A 24,012-nucleotide genomic window follows, 5' to 3' on the forward strand; every position below is an offset into this window, starting at 1 on the left:
TATCCTCGCACGATTGAGCCAAGCGAGGATGTCGCTGTGAGCACGCCAACCTTCCCCGAAATTAACCCCGAAACACGTATGTTGATCGACGGTCAGCTCTTGCCTGCTGCTGCGGGTAAGACTTACAACAACATCAATCCCGCCAACAATCAGGTGGCGGGTGTCTGTGCAGATGCCGGTGTGGAGGATATGGAGCGCGCCATCGCCGCTGCGCGCCGTGCGTTTGATGAAACCGATTGGTCCACCAATCACGCATTTCGTGTGAAATGCTTGAAGCAGTTGCGCGATGCGATGAAAGCCCACGCAGATGCATTGCGCTATCAAATGGTGGCGGAAGTGGGTTGTCCGCTCGGTTTAACTTACGGCCCGCAAACGGATTTGCCGATCAGTTTTATAGATTGGACGATAGATTTTGTTGAGCAATATGTGTGGGAGCACGAATTGCCTACGGTGAATGTAGTCGGCGTGCCGAGCAAACGGTTGGTGTGGAAAGAAGCGGCGGGTGTCGTTGCTGCCATCACGCCGTGGAATTTTCCGCTGCAAATTAATTTAGCGAAAGTGATTCCTGCGTTAGCAGCAGGTTGCACGGTGATTTTGAAACCTGCGCCCGATACGCCGTGGACAGCGACTTTTATCGGCAAAATGATTGCCGAACACACGGACATACCTGCGGGCGTTTTCAATGTAGTGACTTCGGAAGATCCCACTGTGTTGGGCGATATGTTGACGGGCGATCCGCGTGTGGATGTGGTGTCGTTTACCGGCTCAACGGGCATCGGCAAACACATCATGAAACGCGGTGCTGATACAGTTAAAAAAGTGTTTTTGGAATTGGGTGGAAAATCTGCGCACATTATTTTGGACGATGCCGATATCAACTTCGCGGCATTTATGTGCATTAGTGTTTGTTTTAATGCCGGTCAAGGTTGTGCTTTAGCCACGCGTTTGTTGGCGCCGCGTTCGCATTACGAAAAAATTGTTGAAGTGGCAAAAAATACTTTTGAAAGCGTGAAGTTGGGTGATCCATTATCGCGTGAGCAATTCATGGGACCCTTGGTGAATAAACGGCAACAGCTGCGTGTGTTGCAATACATCGAAAAAGGTGTAGCCGAAGGCGCGCGCTTGGTATGCGGCGGTGTGGTGCCGGCAGGTTTGGAAAACGGTTGTTATGTCGCGCCGACGATTTTTGCGGATGTCAGCAATGACATGGCTATCGCGCAAGAAGAAATTTTTGGCCCCGTGTTGTGCATCATTCCGTATGACACGGAAGAAGACGCCATTCGTATCGCCAACGATTCCATTTATGGTTTATCTGGCGCAATTTTTTCTAAAGATCAAGAGCGCGCATTGCGTGTGGCGCGACAAATTCGCACCGGCACTATGAATGTTAACGGCGCGGCATTTTTTGCGGCAGATGCGCCTTTTGGCGGCTATAAACAAAGCGGTGTAGGGCGTGAAATGGGGCGTGAAGGCTTCGAAGAATATTTGCAAATTAAAACAGTGGCGATCCCAGGATGAATCCAGAGTTAATTAAAGAAAAGGTTATAGCCATTACCGGTGGCGGTGCAGGGCTGGGTTTAGCGACAGCGCAAGCATTAGTGAAGCTGGGCGCAAAAGTTGCGCTGCTCGGTCGTCGTCAAGAAATATTAGACAAAGCCGTTGCCGAGTTAGGTGCTGATTCTGCGGCGGGTTTTGTCTGTGATGTGGCAAAAAAAGCGGAAGTGGTGAATGCTTTTGCTGCTTTGCATACACACTTCGGCAAGTTAGATGGCATCGTCAACAACGCCGGTATTGCGCGTCCAGATCCCATTGAAAAAATGGAAGAGGCGGATATCGTCGCGCAGATCAATACCAATGTGCTGGGCACTATTTTTTGTTCGCAAGTGGCGATTCCATTGTTGCGCCAAAACGGCGGAGGCTTGATTGTGAACTTGTCGTCGGCCACCGTGCGTCACGACAATGAAATTTCCCATCTCTCTGTTTATGCCGCTACCAAAGCAGCAGTGGATCGTTTTTCCAAAGAGCTGCGCGATGAAGTGAAAGAAGATCGCATCGGCGTCACGGTATTCAGCCCCGGCGCAGTGTTTACGGAATTTGGTTTAGGTTGGGATCAGCAAAAATTATCTGCCGCGCTGCACGATTGGCAGAAAAAAGGTAAAAACTTTGACGGTTATATGAAATCGGAAGTGATTGGCGGCGCCATCGCTTCTTGTTTTGCCTATCCCAAAGGCGTGGCAGTGGAATTCATGGAAGTGAAACCCTGCAAAGTGTCTGAAAAACCCTTGTTTTAATTTCTATTGTTATCAATTTTGTTTTTTTTAATTTTTAAGAGGTCGCATCATGCCCAATATTACTTATGTCGAGTTTAGCGGCAAAGAACATACTGTCGATGTCGAAGAAAATATGAGCTTGATGGAAGGCTCTACCATCAATTTATTGCCGGGCATTGAAGGCATGTGCGGCGGTATTTGCTCGTGCTGTACTTGCCATGTTTATATCGAGCCAGAGTGGGAAGCGAAAGTGAATCCCATCTCAGAAGGCGAGAAAAAATTGGTGGAAGCGTCACAACACTATCAAGCCAACAGCCGTTTAGGTTGCCAAGTAATCGTGACTTATGAAATGGAAGGCATGCGCGTACACCTGCCGCCTGATCAAACTTAATACGGCATAACTTTTAAGGCAGCGCGTATAAAGCCCAAGGCCCTGAGTCTTCTTCGATTTCAGGGTTGCGTGGCACCCAGAGTGTTGTTGCTTTCTCGGGTAGCGTAAAAAAGATTGCTTGTTTCGTGCTCTGTAAACACATTTTTTGTGTTGCTACTGGTGTTAGCTCCGTATCAATATGCACTGCCAGCGCGCGTGCTTGGCTTTGTAGTTTTGCGGTAATTTGTGTTGCAGGTTGAGGGCATGTGGCGCTGTAAATAATGTCTGTAGGAATTTCTTGATCAGAAAGCAATGTCCATGGGTTGTAAAAATTTCCTTTCACGGCACGCAGTAATTTTTTGTTGGGTTGTTTAACAAAAAGTTTCGTTTCGCCGCGCTGCAGTGTATTGCTGTATAGCCACTGCTCGGTGTCTTCCGCAAGCTGACCGTGATATTGCTTTACTGTGGGTATAAACAAAAAAAGTGATGCTATATACAGTAGGGCTACGCAACAGAAGAAAAGTGTGCAGCTTTGTTGCGTGCGACTGGATTTATTTTCCTGCACCCAATCCAATACGGCGACAATGAGTAAGAGTAAATATGTCGCTGTGTAGAGTTTGTAGTGTCCTTGTAGGGCTTGGCCTAAATTGATCGTGGCGGCACGCGCAACAGCGATGCTGAGCATGGTCAAAAAGGCAAAGGCAAGTAAGAGCAGTAACGCAGGGTGTGTGCGCAACGCGCCTTTCCAAATCAGCCATAAGAGTGCGAGTGTTTCGAGTGCGCCGATAGTGGCAGCTACCACAATTCTCCAATCCGTCTGACCGCTGTAATACAGCAAGTGGCTGCCAGCCAAACTAAAAAAACCGATGGCTATGCGAGGGGTATTACTGAATGCCTGCCAAAGAAAATCGATAGCACTCGTTGTGCCGCCATGGCCTTCTTTGTTGAAAAAATGGAAGTCATAAAAATAGGTAGTCAGAATAATAATGCCAGCGACTAACCAAGTAAGCGTGCGTTTATCCCACAAAGTTTGTTGTTTATTTCTATTGTCGAGTAGCGAATACATCACAGCCAATGGCCATACCAATACGCCGTTACCTAATGTGTAGGTTAAGCAGATGGCACAAAATACAGCGCAAGGTATCAATCGAGGGTTGGGTGAGCAAATAAGAAGAAAAGTACCTAGAGCAATAGGCAGAGAGCCGAGCGAGGTCAGTAAAATGCTGGCCCAATAAGAGCCGTACCATGTTTGCAAGTTAAAAAATAAAAATGCTGCAAAGATGGTTATTTCTTTTTTTAGCGGATGCTTGCTGAGTGCGCGCCAGAATAAGTACACATAAGCAGGCAGCAGTAGATTTCCCCACAAAGTGTAAGTGCGAAAATTAATGCCGTCTGTTAATAGATTGAGCGCATGAGTGACGCCGTAGCGATGGTCTTGGTAGACAGAAAAAAAGCTGCGTATTTTTTCGTGCCACTGCGCTGTATCGTAAAAGTTGGGAAGAAAAGTGAGAACTTCGGAAAAGTCATCGAGGCGTGGTGCATTGGCGGCGTAGCGATACAGCAAGAAAAAATGAATCAGTGTAGGAACCGCAATCAGCATCCACCAAAATAATGGCGTGTTAAACCGATGGCGAGCATCCATGCGCATTGTTTAATTTTCAGTAGCTGGAGGTGTTTTATTTTTTGATGCGCGATGCTTATCCAAGCTGCTCACTAACATTTGCAAACCCCACAAAATAATCAGCGCAGGCCACCAAGTCATTAAAAAATGCCAGATGTCTCGAATAGAAAGAATGCCGAGATTGCCGAGCAATAGCATCGCACCGATGGCGATGATAGAGAGAGGAAGTAGGTAGTTCATCGAAGAAAATCCGCGCTGAAAGTCGTGACAGTATGACGGCTCACAGCGCGGATTGGCAGGGTGTTACATGTACATGAACATCAATTCATAGATCACCGCAGGGCGTTCTTGGCCGACGACATGGATGTGGTTTTCCATGGTCACGCAAGTTTGGCCTTTTGGCGTTTTTTCTACCGATGCCACGCGTGAGCGCGTGTGAATTTTGCTGCCAGCTGTCACAGCGCCAGTGAAGCGCAATTTGTTAGAGCCGTAGTTCATCATGTGGTTGAAGCCTGTAACTTCCCAGCTTGGCGGAGTTTGCATTTTCGGCAGCAGCACGAGGGTGAGAAAGCCGTGAACGATAGTGGTGCCGAACGGGCTTTCTTTTTTGCAACGCTCTGGATCGGTGTGCAGCCAGTAGTCATCGCCGGTCAGTGCGGCGAATTGGTTGATCATGTCTTGCGTCACTTCCACTTCGTTAGACCATGCGCCGAATTCGCTAGACACAAGGCTCTGTAGACCGTCGATATCGTCAAACTTAAATTGCTTCATAAGTATTCTCCTGAGCTGGAAGGGGGAAGGGTCAACGCCTACAATATGCGCCTGTTTTTGTGGGCAGTAGGCAAAGCGGGCGCTATGTTAGCCAGCACCTTCTGTTCTGTATAGCCAACGCTTTCCACCACTTACCTAACCTGAGGAACCATTGTATGACCATGAGAGAAGCAGTCATTGTTGAAGCGGTGCGCACACCAATCGCGCGCGGCAAAGCCATCGTCGGCGATTTGCACGGTTTTCACGCCACTGAAATGTTGGCGCTGTCGATGAAAGGCGTGCTGGATAAAGCGGGCGTGGACATGAAAGATGTCGATCAACTGTACGGCGGTTGCGTCACGCAAGCGGGCGAGCAGTCTGGCAATGTCACGCGCAATGCGTGGTTGTCGATTGGCAAAGACTACACGGCGGGCGCTTGCTCGGTGGATACGCAGTGCGGTTCTGCGCAAGCGGCCAACCACATCGTTTCCTCCTTGATTCAATCCGGTCAAATCAATATCGGCATCGCTTGCGGCGTGGAAGCGATGAGCCGTGTGCCGATGGGCTCCAATGTTTACAACGGCCCTGGCTTTTTCCAACCGCAGAGCTGGCCTTGGGATTCAACGCCTGATCAATTTGCTTCTGCAGAACGCATCGCCAAGTTGCGTGGCATCACGCGTCAAGATGTGGATGAACTCGGTTTCATCTCACAGAAAAAAGCACAACAAGCGTGGGCGGAAGGTCGTTTTGATCGCGAAGTGTTGAAAGTCGAAGCACCTGCTTTTGGTGAAGACGGCAAGCCGAATGGTCAAACAAAATTGGTGACGCGCGATCAAGGCTTACGCGAAACAACTATGGAAGGTTTGGCGAGCTTACGCACTGTTGCGGAAGGCGGCATTCACACCGCAGGTAACTCTTCACAAATTTCTGACGGCTCTGCTGCTGTATTGTGGATGAGCAAAGAAGAAGCACTGCGTCGTGGTTTGAAGCCGCGCGCGCGCATCATCACAGGCGTAGTTGCAGGTACAGATCCTTACTATTTGTTGGATGGTCCTGTGAATGCCACTGAATTGTTGTTCAAGAAAACCGGCATGAATTTGAACGATATTGATTTAGTAGAAATCAACGAAGCGTTTGCTGCGGTGGTGTTGAGCTGGCAGCGTGTGTTCAACGCCGATATGAGCAAAGTGAATGTCAACGGCGGTGCGATTGCTCTGGGTCACCCTGTGGGTTCTACCGGTGCGCGTTTGATTTGTACCGCGCTGCACGAATTGGAGCGCGCAGATAAAACCACCGCGTTGATCACCATGTGCTGTGGTGCGTCGATTGGCACGGGCACCATCATCGAACGCATTTAATTTTTTATTTCAGATTTTTTGATAGGAGAAAAACATGTCTGTATTGAACGGTAAAGTGGCAATCGTCACCGGCGCAGGTCGCGGTTTAGGTCGCGAAGAAGCGATTGAATTGGCGCGCAACGGTGCACGCGTTGTGATCAACGATATCGGTATTCCTGCTGCGCAAGAAGCGGCGATGGAAGCGGTAGAAATTATCAAAGGTTTCGGCGGTGAAGCGATTGCTGTGTTCGGTGATTGCGCCGACAGCAACGACGCGCAAAACTTGATGAAAACCACGCTGGAAACTTACGGCGACATGAACATCATGGTGAACAACGCCGGTTTCTGCCGCGATAAAACTATTTTCGGTATGAGCGACGAAGAGTTTGATTCTGTGGTGCGTGTGCACTTGCGCGGTCACTTCGTGAATATGCGCAACGCCACCGCTTACTGGCGTGAAAAAGCTAAAGCAACCGGCTCGCACTACGGTCGTTTAATCAGCACTTCTTCGGAAGCGATGTTGTTTGGTTCTGCTGGTCAGCCTAACTACGCAGCAGCAAAAGCCGGCATCACTGCTATGACTATGGGTGCTGCACAGTTGATGATCAAATACGGCATCACTTGCAATGTCATCATGCCGCGCGCGCGCACTGCGATGACCGATCAGGGTGCAACCGCTGCGATGTTTGCCAAACCACAAGACGGTTTTGATGTGTTTGATCCTGCGAATGTTGCGCCACTGGTTTCTTATTTGGCGTCACCGAATGCCGGTCATATTTCAGGTGAAGTATTTATTGTGTGGGGGCCGCGTGTAACTATCGTGCAGCGTCCTACTATCGATACGCATTACGACAACCCACAAGGCGGCAAGTGGACACAGGAAGGCTTGCACAGCTCTCTGTCTACTTATTTTGATGCGAACCATGTGCCTGTATGGGGCGGTTTTTCTGTTCCGCCACAGTAATTTATTACTGTATAAATTAGCTTAAATGTTTGAGGTTTGGGTGAGTAGTCAAGTGGTTGCTCACCCAAATTTTTATAACGCCAAGTGTGACTGGTGACATCGTGGATATTGCTGCTCCAGCTACATCAAAAACACCAGCGCGCTTTGTTACCGTCGATGAAAATCACGACGGTCAGCGCATCGACAATTTTTTGCTCGGGCAGCTGAAAGGCGTGCCGCGCACGCTGGTGTATCGCATCCTGCGCAAAGGCGAAGTGCGTGTGAACAAAGGTCGCGCCAAGCCAGAACACAAATTAACGGTGGGTGATGTGGTGCGTATTCCGCCGCTGCATTTGTCAGAGCCGGATGCGCCCGCCAAAGCCAGCGACAATTTGTTGGAAGTGTTGGAAAGCCGTATTTTATTTGAAGATAAATATATTCTTGCGATCAACAAGCCCGCCGGTTTGGCGGTGCATGGTGGCAGTGGTATTCGTTTGGGGTTGATCGAGGCGCTGCGCCAAATGCGTCCGCAAGAAAAAATGTTGGAGTTGGTGCATCGTTTAGATCGCGATACTTCTGGTTGTATTTTGATCGCTAAAAAACGCACTGCATTGACGGCACTGCACGATGATTTACGCGAAGGGCGCGTTGATAAACGCTATCTTGCTTTGGTGTTTGGTCTTTGGCCTGCGCGTATCAAAGATGTCAAAGCGCCGCTGCTGAAAAATGAATTGGCGAGCATGGTGCGCGTGAGTGATACAGGGAAATCTGCGCACACTGGCTTCACGATTAAACAAGCGTTTGATCGCTACACTTTGTTGGAAGTAAAACCCTATACCGGTCGTACACATCAAATTCGTGTGCATGCCAAACACGCAGGGCACTCTTTAGTCGGCGATGAAAAATACAGCGATGAAACTAAAAATGCCGAAGCAAAAGTGCTAGGTTTTAAGCGCTTGTGTTTGCACGCGGCTTCGTTGGTTTTTAAGCATCCGGTGAGTGGTGACAAAGTACACATTGAAGCGCCGTTGCCGGAAGATATTGCAATACCTCTACAGAAACTGGAGAAGAAAATCTAATGTTGTTGATTTTTGACTGGGATGGCACGCTGATTGATTCCGCTGCCAAAATTGTGAGCTGTATGCAGTGTGCGGCAGAAAAATCAGGTGTTGAACCGCTGGAAGATGAGCCGATTCGTCAAATTATCGGTTTGAGTTTGCCGCAAGCGATTGCGGTGTTGTATCCGCAAGCAACGCCAGAAAAGTGTGAAGAAATTCGTCAGCAATATGTGGGGCATTACATCGGTGTTGATCAAACGCCATCCCCTTTATTTACTGGCGTGGCCGAAACGCTGCACACCTTGCGCGATGCGGGCTACACCATGGCTGTTGCGACAGGCAAAGCGCGCCGTGGCTTGGATCGCGTGTTAGAGCAAATGGGTATGCAGAAATTTTTTCACGCTACGCGCTGTGCGGATGAAACGCGCTCCAAACCGCATCCACAAATGTTGCATGAGTTGTTGGAGTTTTTTGTTTGCGATCCATCGCAGGCTTTAATGGTTGGCGATTCCAGTTACGACATGGAAATGGCGCAGGCAGCGGGTGTGCCGCGTGTGGCGGTGAGCTACGGCGCGCACAGCATCGAGCAAATGCGGCGTTTCGAACCGCGGGCTTGCTTAGATCGCTTTGCTGATTTGCTGCCAGTGGTTGCATCCATCACCACGGATACCGAGTTGCGTTCAATCGTCAGCGCGAGTTGAAACGGCTAGAATTAGCACCTCTTTTTTGAGCGGTAGATCTGGGGGCGTTTTGGAACAAGCAGTCAAACAGCGTCTGGTAGGAGCAATGGTGTTAGCTGCCATCGCCGCCGTCACGCTACCCGTTATTTTTGATGCCGAACGCGCACCTAGTGTGCAAGTGCCTGAAATCATTCCTCCTGCACCCGTATATCCTCCTGTGGTGACCGAGCCCGCCAGCCGGTGGCGCTGCCGCCGGATCGCCCCACTGAAGAACCGACGCCTGTCGCTGATATGTATTCCATGGCGAAGGATGGCGAAGAAAAAGCAGAGGCCGCTGTTGAGCTTCCGCCCACTGCGCCAGCAACAGTGACCAAAGAAGTCGCACCCGCCGTTGCACCTGTAGTTGCCACGGGCAAGCCCATTCCAGCTGTTCCGCCAGCGCCCGGTGGCAAACTCAATGCCAATGGCACGCCAGAAGGATGGGTGGTACAGGTAGCTGCGTTGTCGGATCAAAACAAAGTGGAAACGCTGATGGCGGATTTGAAATTGCGCGGCCATACAGTGTTTAAACGCACAACAGCGGATGCGGCGGGCAAAAAAACCACACGCGTTTATGTCGGGCCAAAGCTGGATAAAGCACAAGCAGTAAAAATCAAACAGCAAATTGATCGCGAGCAAAAATTACAAACAATCGTTAAACCTTTTGCGCCGTAAAACGGGAGAGTGTAGTTGAACGAATTTTTGTCGCAAACAGGGTTCAATGGTGCAGATTGGGCTGTTGTTGTCGTTGTGGTTTTGTCGATATTGATTAGCTTATCGCGTGGTTTTGTGCGCGAAGCTTTGTCATTGTTGGTTTGGGTGGCTGCTTTTGTTGTTGCTTTTTTCTTCAGTGAGAGATTGGCGCCATTATTAGCAAATACAATACAAGTACCATCACTGCAATACGCAGCAGCATTCGCTTTGCTTTTTGTGCTAACACTCATTGTCGGCAGCTTGGTGGGTTACATCATTGGGCAGTTGGTCAAAATGACAGGGCTTTCTGCCGTTGATCGTTTGCTAGGCAGTATGTTTGGCTTGTGTCGTGGTGTGTTAATCGTGCTGCTGATTTTAATTTTCTTACCAAAAATTTTGCCTGTGCAACAAGATATGTGGTGGAAGCAGTCTGTTTTAATTCCTCGTGTTTTAGTTTTAGAAAACTGGTCTCGTGAGATGTCGTCAATGCTCACGGGTTGGGGTAAAGATCAGCTATCTCGAAAAAACCAAGTCATCGAACAGATAACACCCAAGCAATAGAGGTTTAGTACATGTGCGGCATAGTCGGAATGGTGGGTACTAGCAGCGTTAGTGTTTCTTTATATGACGCGCTGACGATGTTGCAGCATCGCGGGCAAGACGCTGCAGGTATTGCGACTTGTCACAACGGCCGCGTGTTTCAGAAAAAAGGTAACGGCATGGTGCGCGATGTGTTCAAAGAAGAGCACATGCAAAGTTTGCTGGGCAATATGGGTATTGCGCACGCGCGCTACCCCACTGCGGGTAGCTCTAGTGCATCATTGGCACAGCCATTTTATGTGAATTCACCTTACGGTATTTCATTAGCGCACAACGGCAATCTCACCAATACACAAGAGTTGATGGATGAGTTGTTCCGCACTGGTTTGCGGCACATCAATACGGAATCCGATTCAGAAGTGCTTCTCAATGTTTTTGCGCTGGAATTGCAAAATCGTGGACACCTTGTACCCAAGGCGGACGATATTTTTGCTGCAGTAGCGTCAGTGAATCAGCGTTGTCGCGGTGGTTATGCAGTAACAGCCATGATTGCCGATTACGGCATTGTGGCGTTTCGCGATCCATTGGGTATTCGTCCGTTGGTATTTGGTAGTCGTGAAGGTGAAAACGGCACGGAATACATGATCGCTTCAGAAAGCGTAGCGTTGGATGTACTCGGCTTTCAGTTGATTCGCGATGTCGCACCTGGCGAGGCGATTTATATTAAGAGTGACGGCACTTTCCATTCCAAAATTTGTGCAGAAAATCCGCAACTGCGCCCGTGCATATTTGAGTATGTTTATTTTGCACGGCCAGATTCCATCATGGATGGCATTTCTGTGTACAAAGCGCGTTTGCGTATGGGAGAGAAATTGGCAGAGAAAATTCAGCGTTTGTATCCACAGCATGATATCGATGTGGTGATTCCTGTACCGGATACCAGCCGTGTGGCTGGGCAGATATTGGCACACAACCTTGGCGTGAAGTTTCGCGAAGGCTTGATGAAGAATCGCTATATCGGCAGAACTTTTATCATGCCTGGGCAGAAGCAGCGCAAAAAATCGGTGCGCCAAAAATTGAATGCCATTGATTTAGAGTTTCGCGGAAAAAATGTGTTGCTGGTTGATGATTCCATTGTGCGTGGCACAACTTGCGAGCAGATTGTACAGATGGCGCGTGATGCCGGTGCTAATAAAGTCTATTTTGCTTCCGCCGCGCCTGCGGTGAAATATCCCAATGTTTATGGTATTGATATGCCGTCAGCCTCCGAATTTATTGCCCACAATCGCACGGAAGAAGATGTATGCAAACAAATTGGTGCAGATTGGTTGGTGTATCAAGACTTGGATGATTTGATCGAAAGCTGTGGTGAGTACACGCATCTTGAGAACTTCGAATGCTCCGTTTTTACAGGTGAGTATATTACTGGCGATGTCGATCAGATTTATTTGGATCGCTTGGATGCGCACCGCAATGACGCAGCAAAAAACAAAGGGGTAGGTGGAGATGTCAATGGCAGCGTGGTTGGTATACACAACGCGCGTTGAGCTGTTACAGGAATGGCGCTAATGACTAAATCCCATTGGCGTATTTTGTTGTGTTTGCCGCTATTACTGTTGGGCGGTGAATTTTTTCTTCATTTAGTACAGATTATTACGCAGCGTATTGCTTATCCCTTTGAATTGGAGTGGATGGAGGGAGGTGTGCTGCATCAAGTACTGCGCGTGGTGCATCATCAGCCGCTTTACGGCGATTTGTCACTCGATTTTATTCCCGCCTTGTATATGCCGCTGTACTACGCGTTTTCAGCGATGTCGGTAGCGGTTTTTGGTGAAGGTTTTTTTGCCTTGCGTTTTGTCTCTGTTGTTGCGCTGGCAGGAATATTTTTTCTGTCTTATGTCATTACATTACGAATTACTGCATCACGCTTATTTGCATTGCTGGCAGTATTATTTTGTGCGGTGATGTATCGCCACTCCAGCTTTTGGTTTGATCTGGCGCGTGTTGATACGCTGTGGGTGATGTGGCTGTTGCTGGCGTGGTGGTGTTTGTTGTGTTGGCGAGATAAACCATCGTTGGGCGGAGCTTTTTTATGCGCCTTCGTCAGTGTGTTGGCATTCTTTACTAAACAGGCTTCGTTTTTTTACTGCCTTTTGTGATGGTTGCTATTCTGTGTTGGATGGGGTGGCGCGCATTGTGGCAATACTTGTTGTGCAGTGCAGTTGTCGGCTTGCCTTTGCTCTTGGTATTGGTGGTAGGCACCGGTGGCAAGTTTTGGTTTTATACCTTGCAGATGGCGAGTACACACGGTGTCACTTTATTTGGTTGGCGGCGCTTTGCTGAAATTGTGCTGTGGGCTGTGCCTTCTTTCCTGCTTATGCTAGTGCCATTTTTTATACTGATTGGCAAAAATGCACGCGATCGAATCGGCTGGTATGCGTTAGTTATCGGTTTTATTTTTACATCCGGTTTGTCGCGCGCTTATGCCGGTGCTTTTTTTAATGTATTGATGCCGATGTATATTTGCTTGGCGATTGTAGCGGCATCATCGCTTTCTTTGTTACTCGCGCGCGTTGAAGTGAGTCCATCACGCACAGCAAAAGTTTCTGCTGGTATTGGCGCTGTATTGCTAGTAGCTTTTCTATCTTTGGATCTTTGGCGTTATCGCTACAACCCTGCAACACAAATTCCAACAGTGCGCGACACAGCGGCAGTAAAATTTGTCTTGGATAAATTGCATACTGTAGATGGGCCTGTTTGTGTGACATCTCACGGCTATTTGACTTGGATGGCAGGGAAAAGTTTTTGCGCACACAACACACAAGTGACCGATGTGATGACTGGCAGCAGTCCTGAATTGGCTGAAAAATTACGAACGGATGCGCGAAATAAAATTCTCGGCGGTTATTACAGTGTTATTGTTTTAGATCGTGAAAAAGAGCTGCGCGACTTGGGTCTGCAATTTTCAGAAATACCGTATACAGTGACAAAAATTAATTTTCCTGATGGCCCTGTGCGTTTCCCTGTGAATGGTTATAGCCCTACATTTTGGTTGGAGAAAAAGTGATGACTGATAAAAAATGGCAAAACGATGAATGGTCTTTTGAAACGCTGGGCGTGCGCGCTGGTTTTGAATCTACGCATTGGGGTGAGCACAGTGAGCCGCTGTTTTTAACATCCAGTTATATTTTTGATTCAGCGGAGCAAGCTGCTGCGCGTTTTGCTGGTACAGATCATGGTTTGGTCTACTCGCGCTACACAAATCCCACTGTGGCTATTTTTGAAAATCGTTTGGCTGCTTTAGAAGGTGGTGAAGCGGCAGTGGCGACGGCATCGGGTATGGCAGCGATTCTCGCCACCTGTATGGCGCTATTAAAAAGAGGTGATCATGTGGTGTGTTCGCGTAGCGTGTTTGGTACAACCACGGCATTGTTTACACGCTATCTGCAAAAGTTTGGTGTTGAAGTTAGTTTTGTTACTTTGATTGATTTGTCGGCGTGGCAAGCGGCAGTTCAAAAAAACACCAAACTATTTTTTTTGGAAACGCCATCCAATCCATTGAATGAAGTCTCTGATATAGCGGCTATTGCAAAAATCGCGCATGCAGCCGATGCCGTGCTAGTCGTCGATAACTGTTTTTGCTCACCGGCGTTACAAAAACCTTTGGCCTTGGGTGCCGATATCGTTGTGCATTCCGCGACCAAATATATCGACGGCCAAGGGCGCTGTTTGGGTGGCGCGGTAGTGGGCGATAAAAAATATCTCAATGATGTGGCGATCTTTTTACGCACAACAGGCCCAACACTCAGCGCATTTAACGCGTGGGTAATGTTGAAAGGTTTAGAAACATTAGCTCTGCGTATGCGTGAACATTGCCGTAATGCAATGGCTCTAGCACAGTGGTTAGAAAAACAACCACAAATTGATGCCGTGCATTATTGTGGTTTGTTGTCGCATCCACAGCACGCGTTGGCAGCAAAACAACAGCTAGGAGGCTTTGGCGGTGTGATGTCGTTTGAAGTAAAAGGCGATCGTGCTGCTGCATGGCGTTTTATCAATGCCACAAAAATGGTATCGCACACTGCAAACTTGGGTGACGCCAAAACCACCATCGTGCATCCCGCTACGACTACACACGGCCGCTTGACGCCAGAAGATCGAGCGCAAGCGGGCATTAAAGATAATTTGATTCGCGTTTCTGTCGGTTTGGAGTCGCTGAGTGATATTGAAGCAGATATGCAGCGTGGGCTTGATGCGCTGTAATGTCAGTCAATAGGTCGCTACAGTGTTGAGGTGATTTGTGTCAGAGGTTAACAAACAGCTAGACAACATTATCGCTGCTGTTGGACAAGTGCTGCTAGGCAAGGAAGAAAAAATTCGCTTAGCGCTTGCTTGTATGTTGGCGAAAGGGCATTTATTGATCGAAGATTTACCCGGCATGGGTAAAACCACGCTGGCGCACGCCTTGGCGGCGGTGTTGGGTTTTAGTTATCGCCGTGTGCAATTTACTAGCGATATGTTGCCGGCCGATATTCTCGGTACCAATATTTTTGATGCGGAAAAAAGACAATTTGTTTTGCATCAAGGGCCGATATTTACGCAGCTTTTATTGGCGGATGAAATTAATCGCAGCTCACCTAAAACACAAAGCGCGTTGCTAGAAGCGATGGAAGAAAAACAGGTGTCGATAGATGGACAAAGCACAGCGCTGCCTGAACCTTTTTTTGTTATCGCCACGCAAAATCCTCTGCATCAATCAGGCACTTACCCTCTACCTGAATCACAGCTAGATCGTTTTTTAATGCAAATTTCTTTGGGGTTTCCTGCGCACACTGTAGAGCGTGCTTTGTTAGAAGGACGCAACCCCAGAGCTGTATTGTCTACTATTAAGCCGTTAGTTTCTGTAGAAACTTGGATGACATTGCAAAGCCAAGTGGACGCCGTACAGGCTTCAGCAAGTGTGTTGGATTACGCGCAGCGATTGATTGATCGTACCCGCTATTCTGGCAATTTTCAGTGGGGACTTTCACCGCGTGCTGCCTTGGGTTTGATGCAAGCGGCACGCGCTTGGGCGTTGTTGCAGCATCGACAATTTGTAGTGCCAGAAGATATTCAATCGATATTTTCTGCTGTTGTTTCACATCGCTTGCGTTATCAGATGCGCGACAGTCAACAATCTGATCCAGCGAAGCTGGTATTGGACAGCGTGGATGTATTGGGGTGATGCATGTCACGCTGGTTGAAGGTGCTTCCTGACTCTTGGCGACAGCGCTATCAACAGTGGCTAGATCGCAGAATTCCGCGCAGCGCTAGTGTTCAACTCAGCCAACGCAACCTGTTTATTTTTCTTTCTCGCCACGGTTTTTATTTTTTACTATTAGATGCACTGTTATGGATTGGGGCAACCAATTATCAAAATAACTTAATTTTTGCTTTGAGTTTTTTGATATTAGCTGTTTTATTTGTGGCAATTTTACAAACTTTTTCTCATTTGAATGGTGTGCAGTTGCGCTTTGTCGGCGCTGAGCCTGTATTTTCAGGTGAAGCGATACATACGCGATTCTCTCTACATGCCATTTCTTTGCGACAGAAAATAGAGCTGCATTGGCCGCAGCAGCCGATAGTCTCTGTAACGATTTTTCCTGAAGAGCCAAGCTTCATTACGCTGACACACGCCACTGCTGCGCGCGGCACTATGCAGTTGGGGCGTTTGCATTTGCAGTCAGTTTATCCACTAGGTGTTGTGCGTTGTTGGAGTTGGCTGGATTTTGGTGTCAGTGTGTTGGTTTATCCAAAACCTGTTGAAGCGGATTATCGTTTGTGTTGTCGCGGTGGCAATACCAAGGAGGCTGCAATAGAGCAAGTGATTGGCGGTGATGAATATTTTTCGCTAAAGCCTTATGCGGTAGGTGAACCTAATTCGCGTATCGCGTGGAAGCAGTATGCGGCAGGGCGCGGCCTGTATGTGCGCGAGTACAGTGAAGAACGAGGTGGTGAAGTGATATTGGATTTTTCAGTAATGAATGATCCCGATCTCGAACTGCGTTTGTCGAAATTATGTTATTGCGCCTGTTTTTTGTATGAGCAAGGTCGTGCTTTTGGTTTGTCGCTACCGAATAGGCCAGATATTCCAGTGGCTAGCGGTGAGAAGCACTGGCGTACCGTGCTAACTGCATTGGCGTTGTTCGAGGTCTAGTTATGGTTGCGCAGCAATTATCACGCCCTGCACTGTTATATCTGTTAGCCAGTTTTTCGCTGTGTAATGCATTGTTGTCGATATATTTGCCTTGGTGGTTGTTATTGGTTGCAGCTGTTTGCTTGGTGTGGCGACTGTTTATTTTTTCAGGTAGAACATCGTTCCCAGCTGCATGGTTGCGTGTGGTTTTGGTTGTGTTATCTGGTGCAGCATTATTGGCACAGTTTGGCTTTGTACTTTCTGTCGATATATTTGTCGCTTTGTTGCTATTGGGCTTTTCACTAAAGCTATTGGAGATTTATCAAAATAAAGACGCACAATTTTTGCTTTACCTTGCGGTATTTGTCTTGATGACTGCTTTTTTATTCTCGCAATCTGTTGGATATGCCGTATTGGTTTTTTGGGCGGTGGCCTTGGTTCTAGCGTCATTGGTGGCGGTACAAAGTGATGCAGTTGTATTGCAGCGAGATGTTTGGCATCCCTTGCGGCGTGGCGTATGGCTATTTTTAATGGCGCTGCCTGTGATGTTGTTTTTATTTGTTGTGATGCCGCGCTTGCCACCGCTATGGTCTATGCCACTTAAAACGCAGCAAGCAAAAACAGGTATGAGCGATAGCATGCGTTTCGGCGATGTGGCGTCATTGGCGAAGTCGTCAGATATTGCGTTTCGCGCCTCTTTTCCCCATGAGGTTCCAGAACGGAAATCACTGTATTGGTATGGATTATTTTTGGATCATTTTGATGGCGAGCAGTGGTCAGAAAGCTGCAAACACTGCACTACTTCAATACCTAATATTACAGACCAGAAAGCACAAAAAAGTTTTCCTTACCAAGTGGTGTTAGAACCTTCAGGCCAACCGTGGGTGTATTTGTTAAAACCCAGTGCAATTGGTGATGGGCGAATGAAAATAAAGCCAGACGGCATTATTCGCTATGTCGATAATGTTCGTGAGCGTCGCATGTATGAGGCTCGCCTTTTATTTTCAGAACGCCTTGTGTCATTAAGTGCTGCCGAACGCGACCAGTATTTGTCTTTACCTAGCACGGGTAATGAAGCGGCTAGAAAATTGGCATCACAATGGCGACAGGGGGTGACATCTGATGCTGCTGTTATTAAAAATGCGTTGGATTTCTATCACGCTTCTTTTCACTACACATTGCAACCACCAATATTGAAAGATGATCGCGTGGATGATTTTTTATTCAATACACGCAGTGGTTTTTGTGAACATTTTGCTGGAAGTTTTGTATTTTTGATGCGGGCAGCTGGTATCCCAGCTCGCGTGGCTATGGGCTATATGGGGGGGGAGATTGATAGCAAAAATGGCTTTGTTGTCGTGCGGCAGTATGACGCGCATGCGTGGGCAGAAGTGTGGTTACCCAGTAGTGGCTGGCGGCGCATTGACCCTACGGCTGCTGTGGCACCAGAGCGAATTGATTTAGGGTTTGAAGGGGCTTATGCGTCAAATCCTTTATTTGCAGGCGGTGAAAATGTTTTTGGCTCGCGCCAATTCTCTTTGCTAAATCGTTTGCGTTTAGAAATGGATCGCTTGGATTATGTTTGGTCTCGTTGGGTTTTGGGTTATGACAATGAACGGCAATCAGCATTCTTGAAAAAAATGGGTTTGCTGTCTCCATTGCGGGTCGCCGTATGGAGCGTGGTGGGTGTCGGGTTAATGTTTGTTGGTGTTTGTATTTTTTTGTATTGGCGCGAACAGCGCAGTAATAAGGAACACCCAGCAACGAGGCATTATCGTCGGTTGTGTGATGCTTATGCGCGAAAAGGTGTTGCTCGCTTGGCAATGGAAACGCCGGTGCAGTATGCGAGCAGAATTCGCGCAGCGGGTTTGCCATATGCAGAGCAGTTTGAGCGGCTATCAGCGGAATATTATGAGTGGATGTATAACAACGAAATCAAGGAAAAAAAGAACTTAATGATTTCTTTCGGTAAAGACTGTTATTTTTTGTGCTTCTTGTTGTTTATCGGCAAATAAAAAAGCCACCCTTAAAAGAGTGGCTTTTGGTGTCAGGATATTATTAGAGTTAATTTAGAACGCAGTGGTTGCTTTGGTAATGGCGCCGAAGGCGAAGTCAGCTTCTCTAACAACGCCTCTACCGTTTGCCCCTGGTGTGGCGATTGATTTGCCGCCAATCAGCGTAGTAATGGTGGCTTGTGTGCCATTTTTGCTCAGCTGAATGTAGCCTTTTTGTAAAGAAACACTGGGATACACAACGACTAACGGGGTGGCTACTTTTTCAGTTACGCGCACTTTTGTTGGATCCAGTGGGTCTTGTCGATCGGGGATGGCTGGGTTAATCAACAGTGAGAAAAACTGAGGAATACCCGTGGCTTGGTCTGGGTCAAACAAAGTTCCCCATGTGCCGCCAGCTGCTGCGCCCTTAGAAATATCACCGTCAATCGTGAAATAAATGAGCTTGCTTTCCCCTGGATAGCTCCAGCTGCCATTCAGTGTGAAGACAGCCATGTTATCCAGCCCTAACACAGGGGCGGTAACGGAGATAATACTGGTAAATGTGCAATCAGGCTTCAGCTCCATGCTTTGGGAGACGCCCGTCATAAGCTTGTTTGGAAGCCTGTTTACCCCAAAACCTCTCAGCGAGACATTGATCCTTGTGCCGTTGGTTATTGGTGTGAAGTTGTACGAATCTGCGTGGTCACCAGAACCGCAAGCCCCAGCAAAAGCTGTAGTAGAGATTAAGGCGCTAGCACCTAAAGTAATGGTGGCCAGTGTTTTCAGGCTTGGTCGCATATAAATTCCTCATTGTTTTTTAAGCTGGATAGATAACGCATCATTTAGGTGAGATACGTTTCGGAGCTAATAGGTGATTTCCGAAGCTCCGATACTATATTAATAAATGGAATTTTCTGTGATGCCCGTCACATTTTATTCTTTTTGATCTAATAAAGATAACCCAGAGGTTGTAGTGGCATTGACAGGCGGTTGCGACAATTTGATTGCTATAGCAAAATACCCCTTGAAAAACAATAAGGATCGGCTGTATCTTCAACCTGTTTCGAGGAAGATGCGTCAAACAATTGAGGGCTGGTGGGTGATGAATCATAGAATTATTAAGGCTTTGTTCTTGGCGAGTAGCCTTGTGGCGGGGCAGGCTTATGCGTTGGGTTTGGGGAAAATCGCGCTGGAGTCCAATCTAAATGAGCCGTTGGTGGCAAGAATCCAACTGGTTTCTGCGGATGACGTGTCGCCGAACGAAGTCATTGTAAAGCTTGCGTCACAGGCTGATTTTGACAAAGCCATGGTTGAGCGAAGCACTCATTTAAGTCATTTGGTGTTTCAGCTAGATACGACAGAGGCAGGGAACCCTACTTTACTGGTGACAACTGCTGAACCTGTGCGTGAACCTTCGTTGAATTTTTTGGTGGAGCTAACAACGCCAACGGGGCGTGTTTTGCGTGAATATACGCTGCTGCTGGATTTGGCGCAGAACAGCTCGATCCGCAAGCCAAAACATTACGGTACGGTACAACTCAAGCGCGCCCCAGCAGTACAAAAAACTGCCACCATAGAAAAAAAAAGTGAGCCGACTGCAGAGCAAGCACCAGTAGTATCTTCTCCAGCTCCAGCTCCAGCTCCAGCTCCAGCTCCAGCTCCAGCTCCAGCTCCAGCTCCAGCTCCAGCTCCAGCTCCAGCTCCAACGATCAGTGCGGAACAAGCGGCGGCGGATGCTGCGGCACAAGCGGCATTGACGGCAGAATTATCCAGCGCACAAGAGAAAGCCAATCTTGCTGTGGCTGAGAACGAGGTGTTAAAAAAACAAGCAGCGGATTTGGAACAACAACTCGCTGCGGCGAATGCGCAATTAATTCAGCAAGATACACAAATTCAGGCCTTGCGTGCTGAGCAGCAAAACCAAGCAAGTGCAGCTGCTCAAACTGTGGAGCAGCCACAGCCTGTTGCTCCTGCGGTAGTAGAGCCAGCGCCCGTTCCAGAGCCAACGGTAGAACCGACTCCTGCACCAGCTTCGGAAGCGGTTCAGACGCCCCCAGCCCCCGCTCCAACTGCAGAGGCTGCTCCATCTACAGAAGAAGCCGCGCCTGCACCGGAGGCAGCCGCTGAGCCGTCACAGCAAGAAACTCCAGCTGCCACGACGCCTAAACCTGCTGCCCAGCCAGCTCAGCAACAAGAGTCATCAGGCAGTAGTTCGAATTCCATTTTCGTCACCATCGCACTGTTGCTCGTTGGTGGTGCTGCATTGTGGTTTATTCGCAAGCGGCAGACAGCTGTTTCGCCGTCTACTCCAGTAGTGAGTCACACTGAGCAGCCTTCTGCAGCCGTCAGTGATGAGAGTGATGCAGCAGTAGCGCCAATTGAGAGTGAGCAGGTTCAATCGACAGCGGCGGAACTCGCCGTTGAAGAAAAGCCTTTGAGTACGGATGAAGCGTTAGATTTACTACTGGCTGATATCCACACGGAGGCTCCTCCTGCATCAGTAACACCTGTGGATGAGCCTGCCAGCCCTGAAATTGAAGAGCTTTTGATTGATTCCGATACATTGTTGGATAGCGACTTATCACTGACGGAGGCCTCATCGCCTGAGATCGACGCAGAAGAATTATCCATTGATAAAGCGTTTGTTTTTGAACCAGAGTTGTTTTTGGACACAGAAGCACAGTCTTCGGTCACAACAACAACGGTTCGAGAAATTCCTGAGCCATTGCGCGACGAGTCTTCTGAAGAAGTGGCGGCTGAGGATTCAAATCCTGTTTCCGACGATGTGCTTCAGGATGCAACAGACAGAGACTTTGTCGTCACGAAGTTAGAGCTGGCGAAGCAATACTTGGAAATGAGTGACGCAGAAAGCGCGAGAGATTTGTTGCAGGAAGTCTTGGACGAAGGTGACGCAGAACTTAAGCAAGTAGCAACGGATTTGTTGCGTAAAATTTCTTAAAGGATGACTGCCACCAATCTGCGCGCTCTGGCAGATTGGTGGGCATGAATGGACTCGAACCATCGACCCCCACCATGTCAAGGTGGTGCTCTAACCAACTGAGCTACATGCCCTTGCAAAACCTGTCTCGCTGCGCAGACAGGGGGCGGCAATGTACCAGCGCCCATTGATCTTGTAAACCCAAATAATAGCTTCATAAATGCGCATCACAGCGCACAAAACACTGAAGTCTATAGGCATATTTGGCTATGATATTGCATGCGATTATTACGCGAGAGCGACCATGCAAGAAAACATTACCCATCAGCAAGCGGAAAGCGTACGTTGTCATCACAATAAACTGACCAATTGTGGAGATTGCCGGTTAAATACGCTGTGTTTGCCAATCGCATTGAATGCGACAGAAATTGATCAGTTGGATGAAATTGTGAAGCGTGGTCGTCCACTGGCGAAAGGTGAGCATCTCTTTCATCAGTCAGAACCGTTCAGTGCTGTGTATGCTGTGCGCTCCGGCAGTTTTAAAGCTTACGCTTCATCGGATGATGGCACCGAACAAGTCACCGGTTTTTATTTGCCGGGTGAAATTATGGGCTTGGATGGTATCAGTAATCTTTCACATTGCAGTTCAGCCGTTGCTTTAGAAACTTCAACCGTTTGTGAAATTCCTTTTTCGCGTTTAGAAGAACTAAGCGTAAAACTGCCCGCTTTGCAGCGCCGCTTTTTCCAAATGATGGGCAAGGAAATTGCACGCGATCAACAGATGTTCACGCTGTTGGGGAAAAACTCTGCCGAGGAGCGCATCGCTTCACTGTTGTTGAGTATTTCCACGCGTCATCACCATCGCAATTTGTCAGCTAGCCGTTTTCGTTTGAGTATGTCTCGCGCGGAAATGGGTAACTACATGGGGTTGACTGTGGAAACGGTGAGTCGCGTGATCAGTCGTCTACAAAAGCAGGGTGTAATCAAAGTGGATAACCGAGAAATCGAAATTTTGGATATGGATGCACTGAAAGTGACTGCCAACGCAACTTGATTACACGATTAATGAAATTTTCATTTCTCATTTCTTTCTGTGTGGCCATTGCTTGTTTGTTTTCACAAAGCAGTGTGGCTGATGATGCAGGTTTGCAAGCGTGGATTCGCCATTTTCGTGCAGAAGCTGTGCAACAAGGCGTTCGTGCCGATGTTTATGACCGCGCTTTTCGCGATGTAAAAACGCTAGATGCAGCGGTGTTAGAAAAAGCGCGTTACCAACCGGAGTTTCGCGCAGAAGCGTGGGAGTACATGGATAGCCGTGTGCAAGAGCGCTCCATACAAACCGGCCGCGCAATGTTGCAGCAATATGCAAAAACACTGCAAACAATAGAGCGCAATAGTGGCGTGGATCGTTATGTTTTATTAGCAATTTGGTCGATGGAATCCAGCTATGGCGCGGCATTGCAAAAAACAGATAGCCTACATTACATCCCACAAGCTTTAGCAACTTTGGCTTATGCTGATGAAAAACGCGCTAAATATGCACGATCACAATTGGTTGCCGCGCTGAAAATTTTGCAGCGCGGAGATGTGCCGCAGAGTGAGTTGTTAGGTTCGTGGGCTGGTGCGATGGGGCATACGCAATTTATTCCCACCAGTTATCTCGCTTATGCTGTGGACGCAGACGGCGATGGCAAAAGCGATATTTGGCATTCCATACCGGATGCACTGGCAACGGCTGCGCAGTTGTTAAAGAAAAACGGTTGGCAGTCGGGCGCGCGTTGGGGGTATGAAATTTCGCGAATGAGCGATGCAGGTGGCAATAAAGTGTTGGCATTACAGGGAGATAATGGACCTGTGTTTGTTGTGCAAAAAAACTTTGCAGTGGTAAAACGCTACAACAATGCCGATAAATATGCGCTGGCGGTTTTGTTGTTGGCCGATCGCATTGCTGGTAAACCTGCGCCGCAGCGTGATTGGGTGCGTCCTTACACGCCGCTGACCATGACAGAAAAGGAGGAGCTGCAACGCTTGCTGCTGCAAAAAGGTTTTTACAGTGGCGCGGTGGATGGTTTGATTGGCGATGAATCGCGTCGTGCGATTGTGCGTTATCAAACCAGTCGCAACCAGCCGCAGACTGGGTATCCCTCCAAAGAAATCTTGCTTACTTTGCGAGCGAATTAAGCGATTCAATAATCGGGCAATTTTTTTCCAAACTGGTGTTGGCGCAACAACTGACTAAGTGTTGCAGCGTCGTTTGTATGCGCGATAAATCGTCTAACTTTTTTTGTATTTGCTCGATTTTATGGCTGGCGATATTGCGAATGGTTGGGCGATCCGTATGTTCATCTAGCGTCAATAATTCACCGATTTCTTCCAAAGAAAATCCCAATTCTTGTGCGCGTTTGATAAAGCGAATGCGCTCAATCATAGCGATAGGATACTGACGATAGCTGCCGTTGCTGGCGGGCACGGGCAGCAGCCCGCGCTGCTGGTAATAGCGCACGGTCTCGACGCCGACACCGGCTTGTTTCGCCAAGCGACCAATGGTGAGCGAAGCTTGAGTGGGTGTATTCATAGGAATGCTTGACTCTGGGGTTGAGTACG

The 24,012-nt window shown here is 48.2% G+C and carries 24 protein-coding genes and 1 tRNA gene; 19 read left to right on the top strand and 6 right to left on the bottom strand.

All coding sequences use genetic code 11. The features are described 5' to 3' along the window. The first annotated feature begins 36 nt into the window (after positions 1–36). The 3 genes from R3E63_07600 to R3E63_07610 are packed head-to-tail and all read left to right on the top strand — an operon-like array spanning position 37 to position 2,661. A complete protein-coding gene (locus R3E63_07600; protein MEZ5539799.1) occupies positions 37–1,518 on the top strand; it encodes an aldehyde dehydrogenase family protein in 1,482 nt (493 codons plus the stop codon). Further along, on the top strand, positions 1,515–2,291 hold the full coding sequence (locus tag R3E63_07605) for an SDR family oxidoreductase (protein ID MEZ5539800.1): 777 nt from the start codon (positions 1,515–1,517) through the stop codon (positions 2,289–2,291). Before R3E63_07600 ends, R3E63_07605 begins: the two co-directional genes overlap by 4 nt. Before the next feature lie 49 nt (positions 2,292–2,340). Continuing rightward, on the top strand, positions 2,341–2,661 hold the full coding sequence (locus R3E63_07610; protein MEZ5539801.1) for a 2Fe-2S iron-sulfur cluster-binding protein: 321 nt from the start codon (positions 2,341–2,343) through the stop codon (positions 2,659–2,661). Between the two features lie 13 nt (positions 2,662–2,674). Here the strand turns inward: R3E63_07610 and R3E63_07615 are convergent, their stop codons facing one another. From R3E63_07615 to R3E63_07625, 3 genes are all read right to left on the bottom strand, one after another. Further along, a complete protein-coding gene (locus R3E63_07615) occupies positions 2,675–4,282 on the bottom strand; it encodes a hypothetical protein (protein MEZ5539802.1) in 1,608 nt (535 codons plus the stop codon). A gap of 9 nt (positions 4,283–4,291) precedes the next feature. After that, positions 4,292–4,501 carry a DUF5668 domain-containing protein gene (locus R3E63_07620; GenBank protein MEZ5539803.1) on the bottom strand — a complete coding sequence of 70 codons (210 nt, stop codon included), beginning with the start codon at positions 4,499–4,501 and terminating at the stop codon, positions 4,292–4,294. A gap of 63 nt (positions 4,502–4,564) precedes the next feature. Then, entirely contained in the window at positions 4,565–5,032 is a 468-nt protein-coding gene (locus tag R3E63_07625) for a MaoC family dehydratase (protein ID MEZ5539804.1), read from the bottom strand. Between the two features lie 155 nt (positions 5,033–5,187). On the opposite strand from R3E63_07625, the gene R3E63_07630 reads away from it, so the two are divergent. The 13 genes from R3E63_07630 to R3E63_07690 all read left to right on the top strand — a co-directional run bounded on the left by R3E63_07630 (position 5,188) and on the right by R3E63_07690 (position 18,491). Next, positions 5,188–6,369 carry a steroid 3-ketoacyl-CoA thiolase gene (locus R3E63_07630; GenBank protein MEZ5539805.1) on the top strand — a complete coding sequence of 394 codons (1,182 nt, stop codon included), beginning with the start codon at positions 5,188–5,190 and terminating at the stop codon, positions 6,367–6,369. A gap of 34 nt (positions 6,370–6,403) precedes the next feature. Then, positions 6,404–7,312, top strand: coding sequence for an SDR family NAD(P)-dependent oxidoreductase (locus R3E63_07635; GenBank protein MEZ5539806.1), 909 nt, complete (start codon positions 6,404–6,406; stop codon positions 7,310–7,312). A 107-nt stretch (positions 7,313–7,419) separates the two neighbouring features. Then, entirely contained in the window at positions 7,420–8,370 is a 951-nt protein-coding gene (gene rluC, locus R3E63_07640; protein ID MEZ5539807.1) for a 23S rRNA pseudouridine(955/2504/2580) synthase RluC, read from the top strand. Further along, positions 8,370–9,050 carry an HAD-IA family hydrolase gene (locus tag R3E63_07645; GenBank protein ID MEZ5539808.1) on the top strand — a complete coding sequence of 227 codons (681 nt, stop codon included), beginning with the start codon at positions 8,370–8,372 and terminating at the stop codon, positions 9,048–9,050. The genes rluC and R3E63_07645 overlap by 1 nt, the downstream gene beginning before the upstream one ends. A gap of 219 nt (positions 9,051–9,269) precedes the next feature. Further along, positions 9,270–9,743, top strand: a complete 474-nt coding sequence (locus tag R3E63_07650) for an SPOR domain-containing protein (protein MEZ5539809.1) — start codon at positions 9,270–9,272, stop codon at positions 9,741–9,743. 15 nt (positions 9,744–9,758) lie between these two features. Further along, positions 9,759–10,322 carry a CvpA family protein gene (locus tag R3E63_07655; GenBank protein MEZ5539810.1) on the top strand — a complete coding sequence of 188 codons (564 nt, stop codon included), beginning with the start codon at positions 9,759–9,761 and terminating at the stop codon, positions 10,320–10,322. Between the two features lie 11 nt (positions 10,323–10,333). Next, positions 10,334–11,848, top strand: coding sequence for an amidophosphoribosyltransferase (gene purF, locus R3E63_07660; protein MEZ5539811.1), 1,515 nt, complete (start codon positions 10,334–10,336; stop codon positions 11,846–11,848). Between the two features lie 21 nt (positions 11,849–11,869). Then, positions 11,870–12,460 (top strand): glycosyltransferase family 39 protein, encoded by a 591-nt coding sequence (locus R3E63_07665; protein MEZ5539812.1) that lies wholly within the window; start codon positions 11,870–11,872, stop codon positions 12,458–12,460. After that, positions 12,457–13,368, top strand: a complete 912-nt coding sequence (locus R3E63_07670; protein ID MEZ5539813.1) for a hypothetical protein — start codon at positions 12,457–12,459, stop codon at positions 13,366–13,368. Before R3E63_07665 ends, R3E63_07670 begins: the two co-directional genes overlap by 4 nt. Further along, on the top strand, positions 13,368–14,564 hold the full coding sequence (locus tag R3E63_07675) for an O-succinylhomoserine sulfhydrylase (protein MEZ5539814.1): 1,197 nt from the start codon (positions 13,368–13,370) through the stop codon (positions 14,562–14,564). Before R3E63_07670 ends, R3E63_07675 begins: the two co-directional genes overlap by 1 nt. A gap of 37 nt (positions 14,565–14,601) precedes the next feature. Further along, positions 14,602–15,525 (top strand): MoxR family ATPase, encoded by a 924-nt coding sequence (locus tag R3E63_07680; protein ID MEZ5539815.1) that lies wholly within the window; start codon positions 14,602–14,604, stop codon positions 15,523–15,525. A 3-nt stretch (positions 15,526–15,528) separates the two neighbouring features. Then, positions 15,529–16,497, top strand: a complete 969-nt coding sequence (locus R3E63_07685) for a DUF58 domain-containing protein (GenBank protein ID MEZ5539816.1) — start codon at positions 15,529–15,531, stop codon at positions 16,495–16,497. A gap of 2 nt (positions 16,498–16,499) precedes the next feature. Continuing rightward, positions 16,500–18,491: a DUF3488 and transglutaminase-like domain-containing protein gene (locus R3E63_07690; GenBank protein MEZ5539817.1), complete on the top strand. Its 1,992-nt coding sequence runs from the start codon at positions 16,500–16,502 to the stop codon at positions 18,489–18,491. Positions 18,492–18,545: 54 nt separating this feature from the next. On the opposite strand, the gene R3E63_07695 is transcribed toward R3E63_07690, so the two are convergent. Continuing rightward, on the bottom strand, positions 18,546–19,055 hold the full coding sequence (locus R3E63_07695; GenBank protein ID MEZ5539818.1) for a hypothetical protein: 510 nt from the start codon (positions 19,053–19,055) through the stop codon (positions 18,546–18,548). Positions 19,056–19,572: 517 nt separating this feature from the next. Between R3E63_07695 and R3E63_07700 the strand changes: the two genes are divergently transcribed. Beyond that, complete coding sequence (locus R3E63_07700) at positions 19,573–21,429, top strand: FimV/HubP family polar landmark protein (protein MEZ5539819.1); 1,857 nt, start codon at positions 19,573–19,575, stop codon at positions 21,427–21,429. 36 nt (positions 21,430–21,465) lie between these two features. On the opposite strand, the gene R3E63_07705 is transcribed toward R3E63_07700, so the two are convergent. Further along, positions 21,466–21,542 (bottom strand) — tRNA-Val (locus tag R3E63_07705). 170 nt (positions 21,543–21,712) lie between these two features. On the opposite strand from R3E63_07705, the gene fnr reads away from it, so the two are divergent. Both fnr and R3E63_07715 read left to right on the top strand, forming a co-directional pair. Next, a complete protein-coding gene (gene fnr, locus R3E63_07710; protein MEZ5539820.1) occupies positions 21,713–22,462 on the top strand; it encodes a fumarate/nitrate reduction transcriptional regulator Fnr in 750 nt (249 codons plus the stop codon). Positions 22,463–22,473: 11 nt separating this feature from the next. After that, complete coding sequence (locus R3E63_07715) at positions 22,474–23,589, top strand: lytic murein transglycosylase (protein ID MEZ5539821.1); 1,116 nt, start codon at positions 22,474–22,476, stop codon at positions 23,587–23,589. On the opposite strand, the gene R3E63_07720 is transcribed toward R3E63_07715, so the two are convergent. After that, the gene (locus R3E63_07720; GenBank protein MEZ5539822.1) at positions 23,570–23,983 is read right to left on the bottom strand and encodes a MerR family transcriptional regulator; all 414 of its coding nucleotides are present in this window, start codon (positions 23,981–23,983) and stop codon (positions 23,570–23,572) included. The two genes, R3E63_07715 and R3E63_07720, sit on opposite strands and share 20 nt — an antisense overlap. Between the last annotated feature and the right edge of the window lie 29 nt (positions 23,984–24,012).

The organism is Pseudomonadales bacterium (genome assembly GCA_041395665.1).
Lineage (GTDB): Bacteria > Pseudomonadota > Gammaproteobacteria > Pseudomonadales > UBA7239 > UBA7239.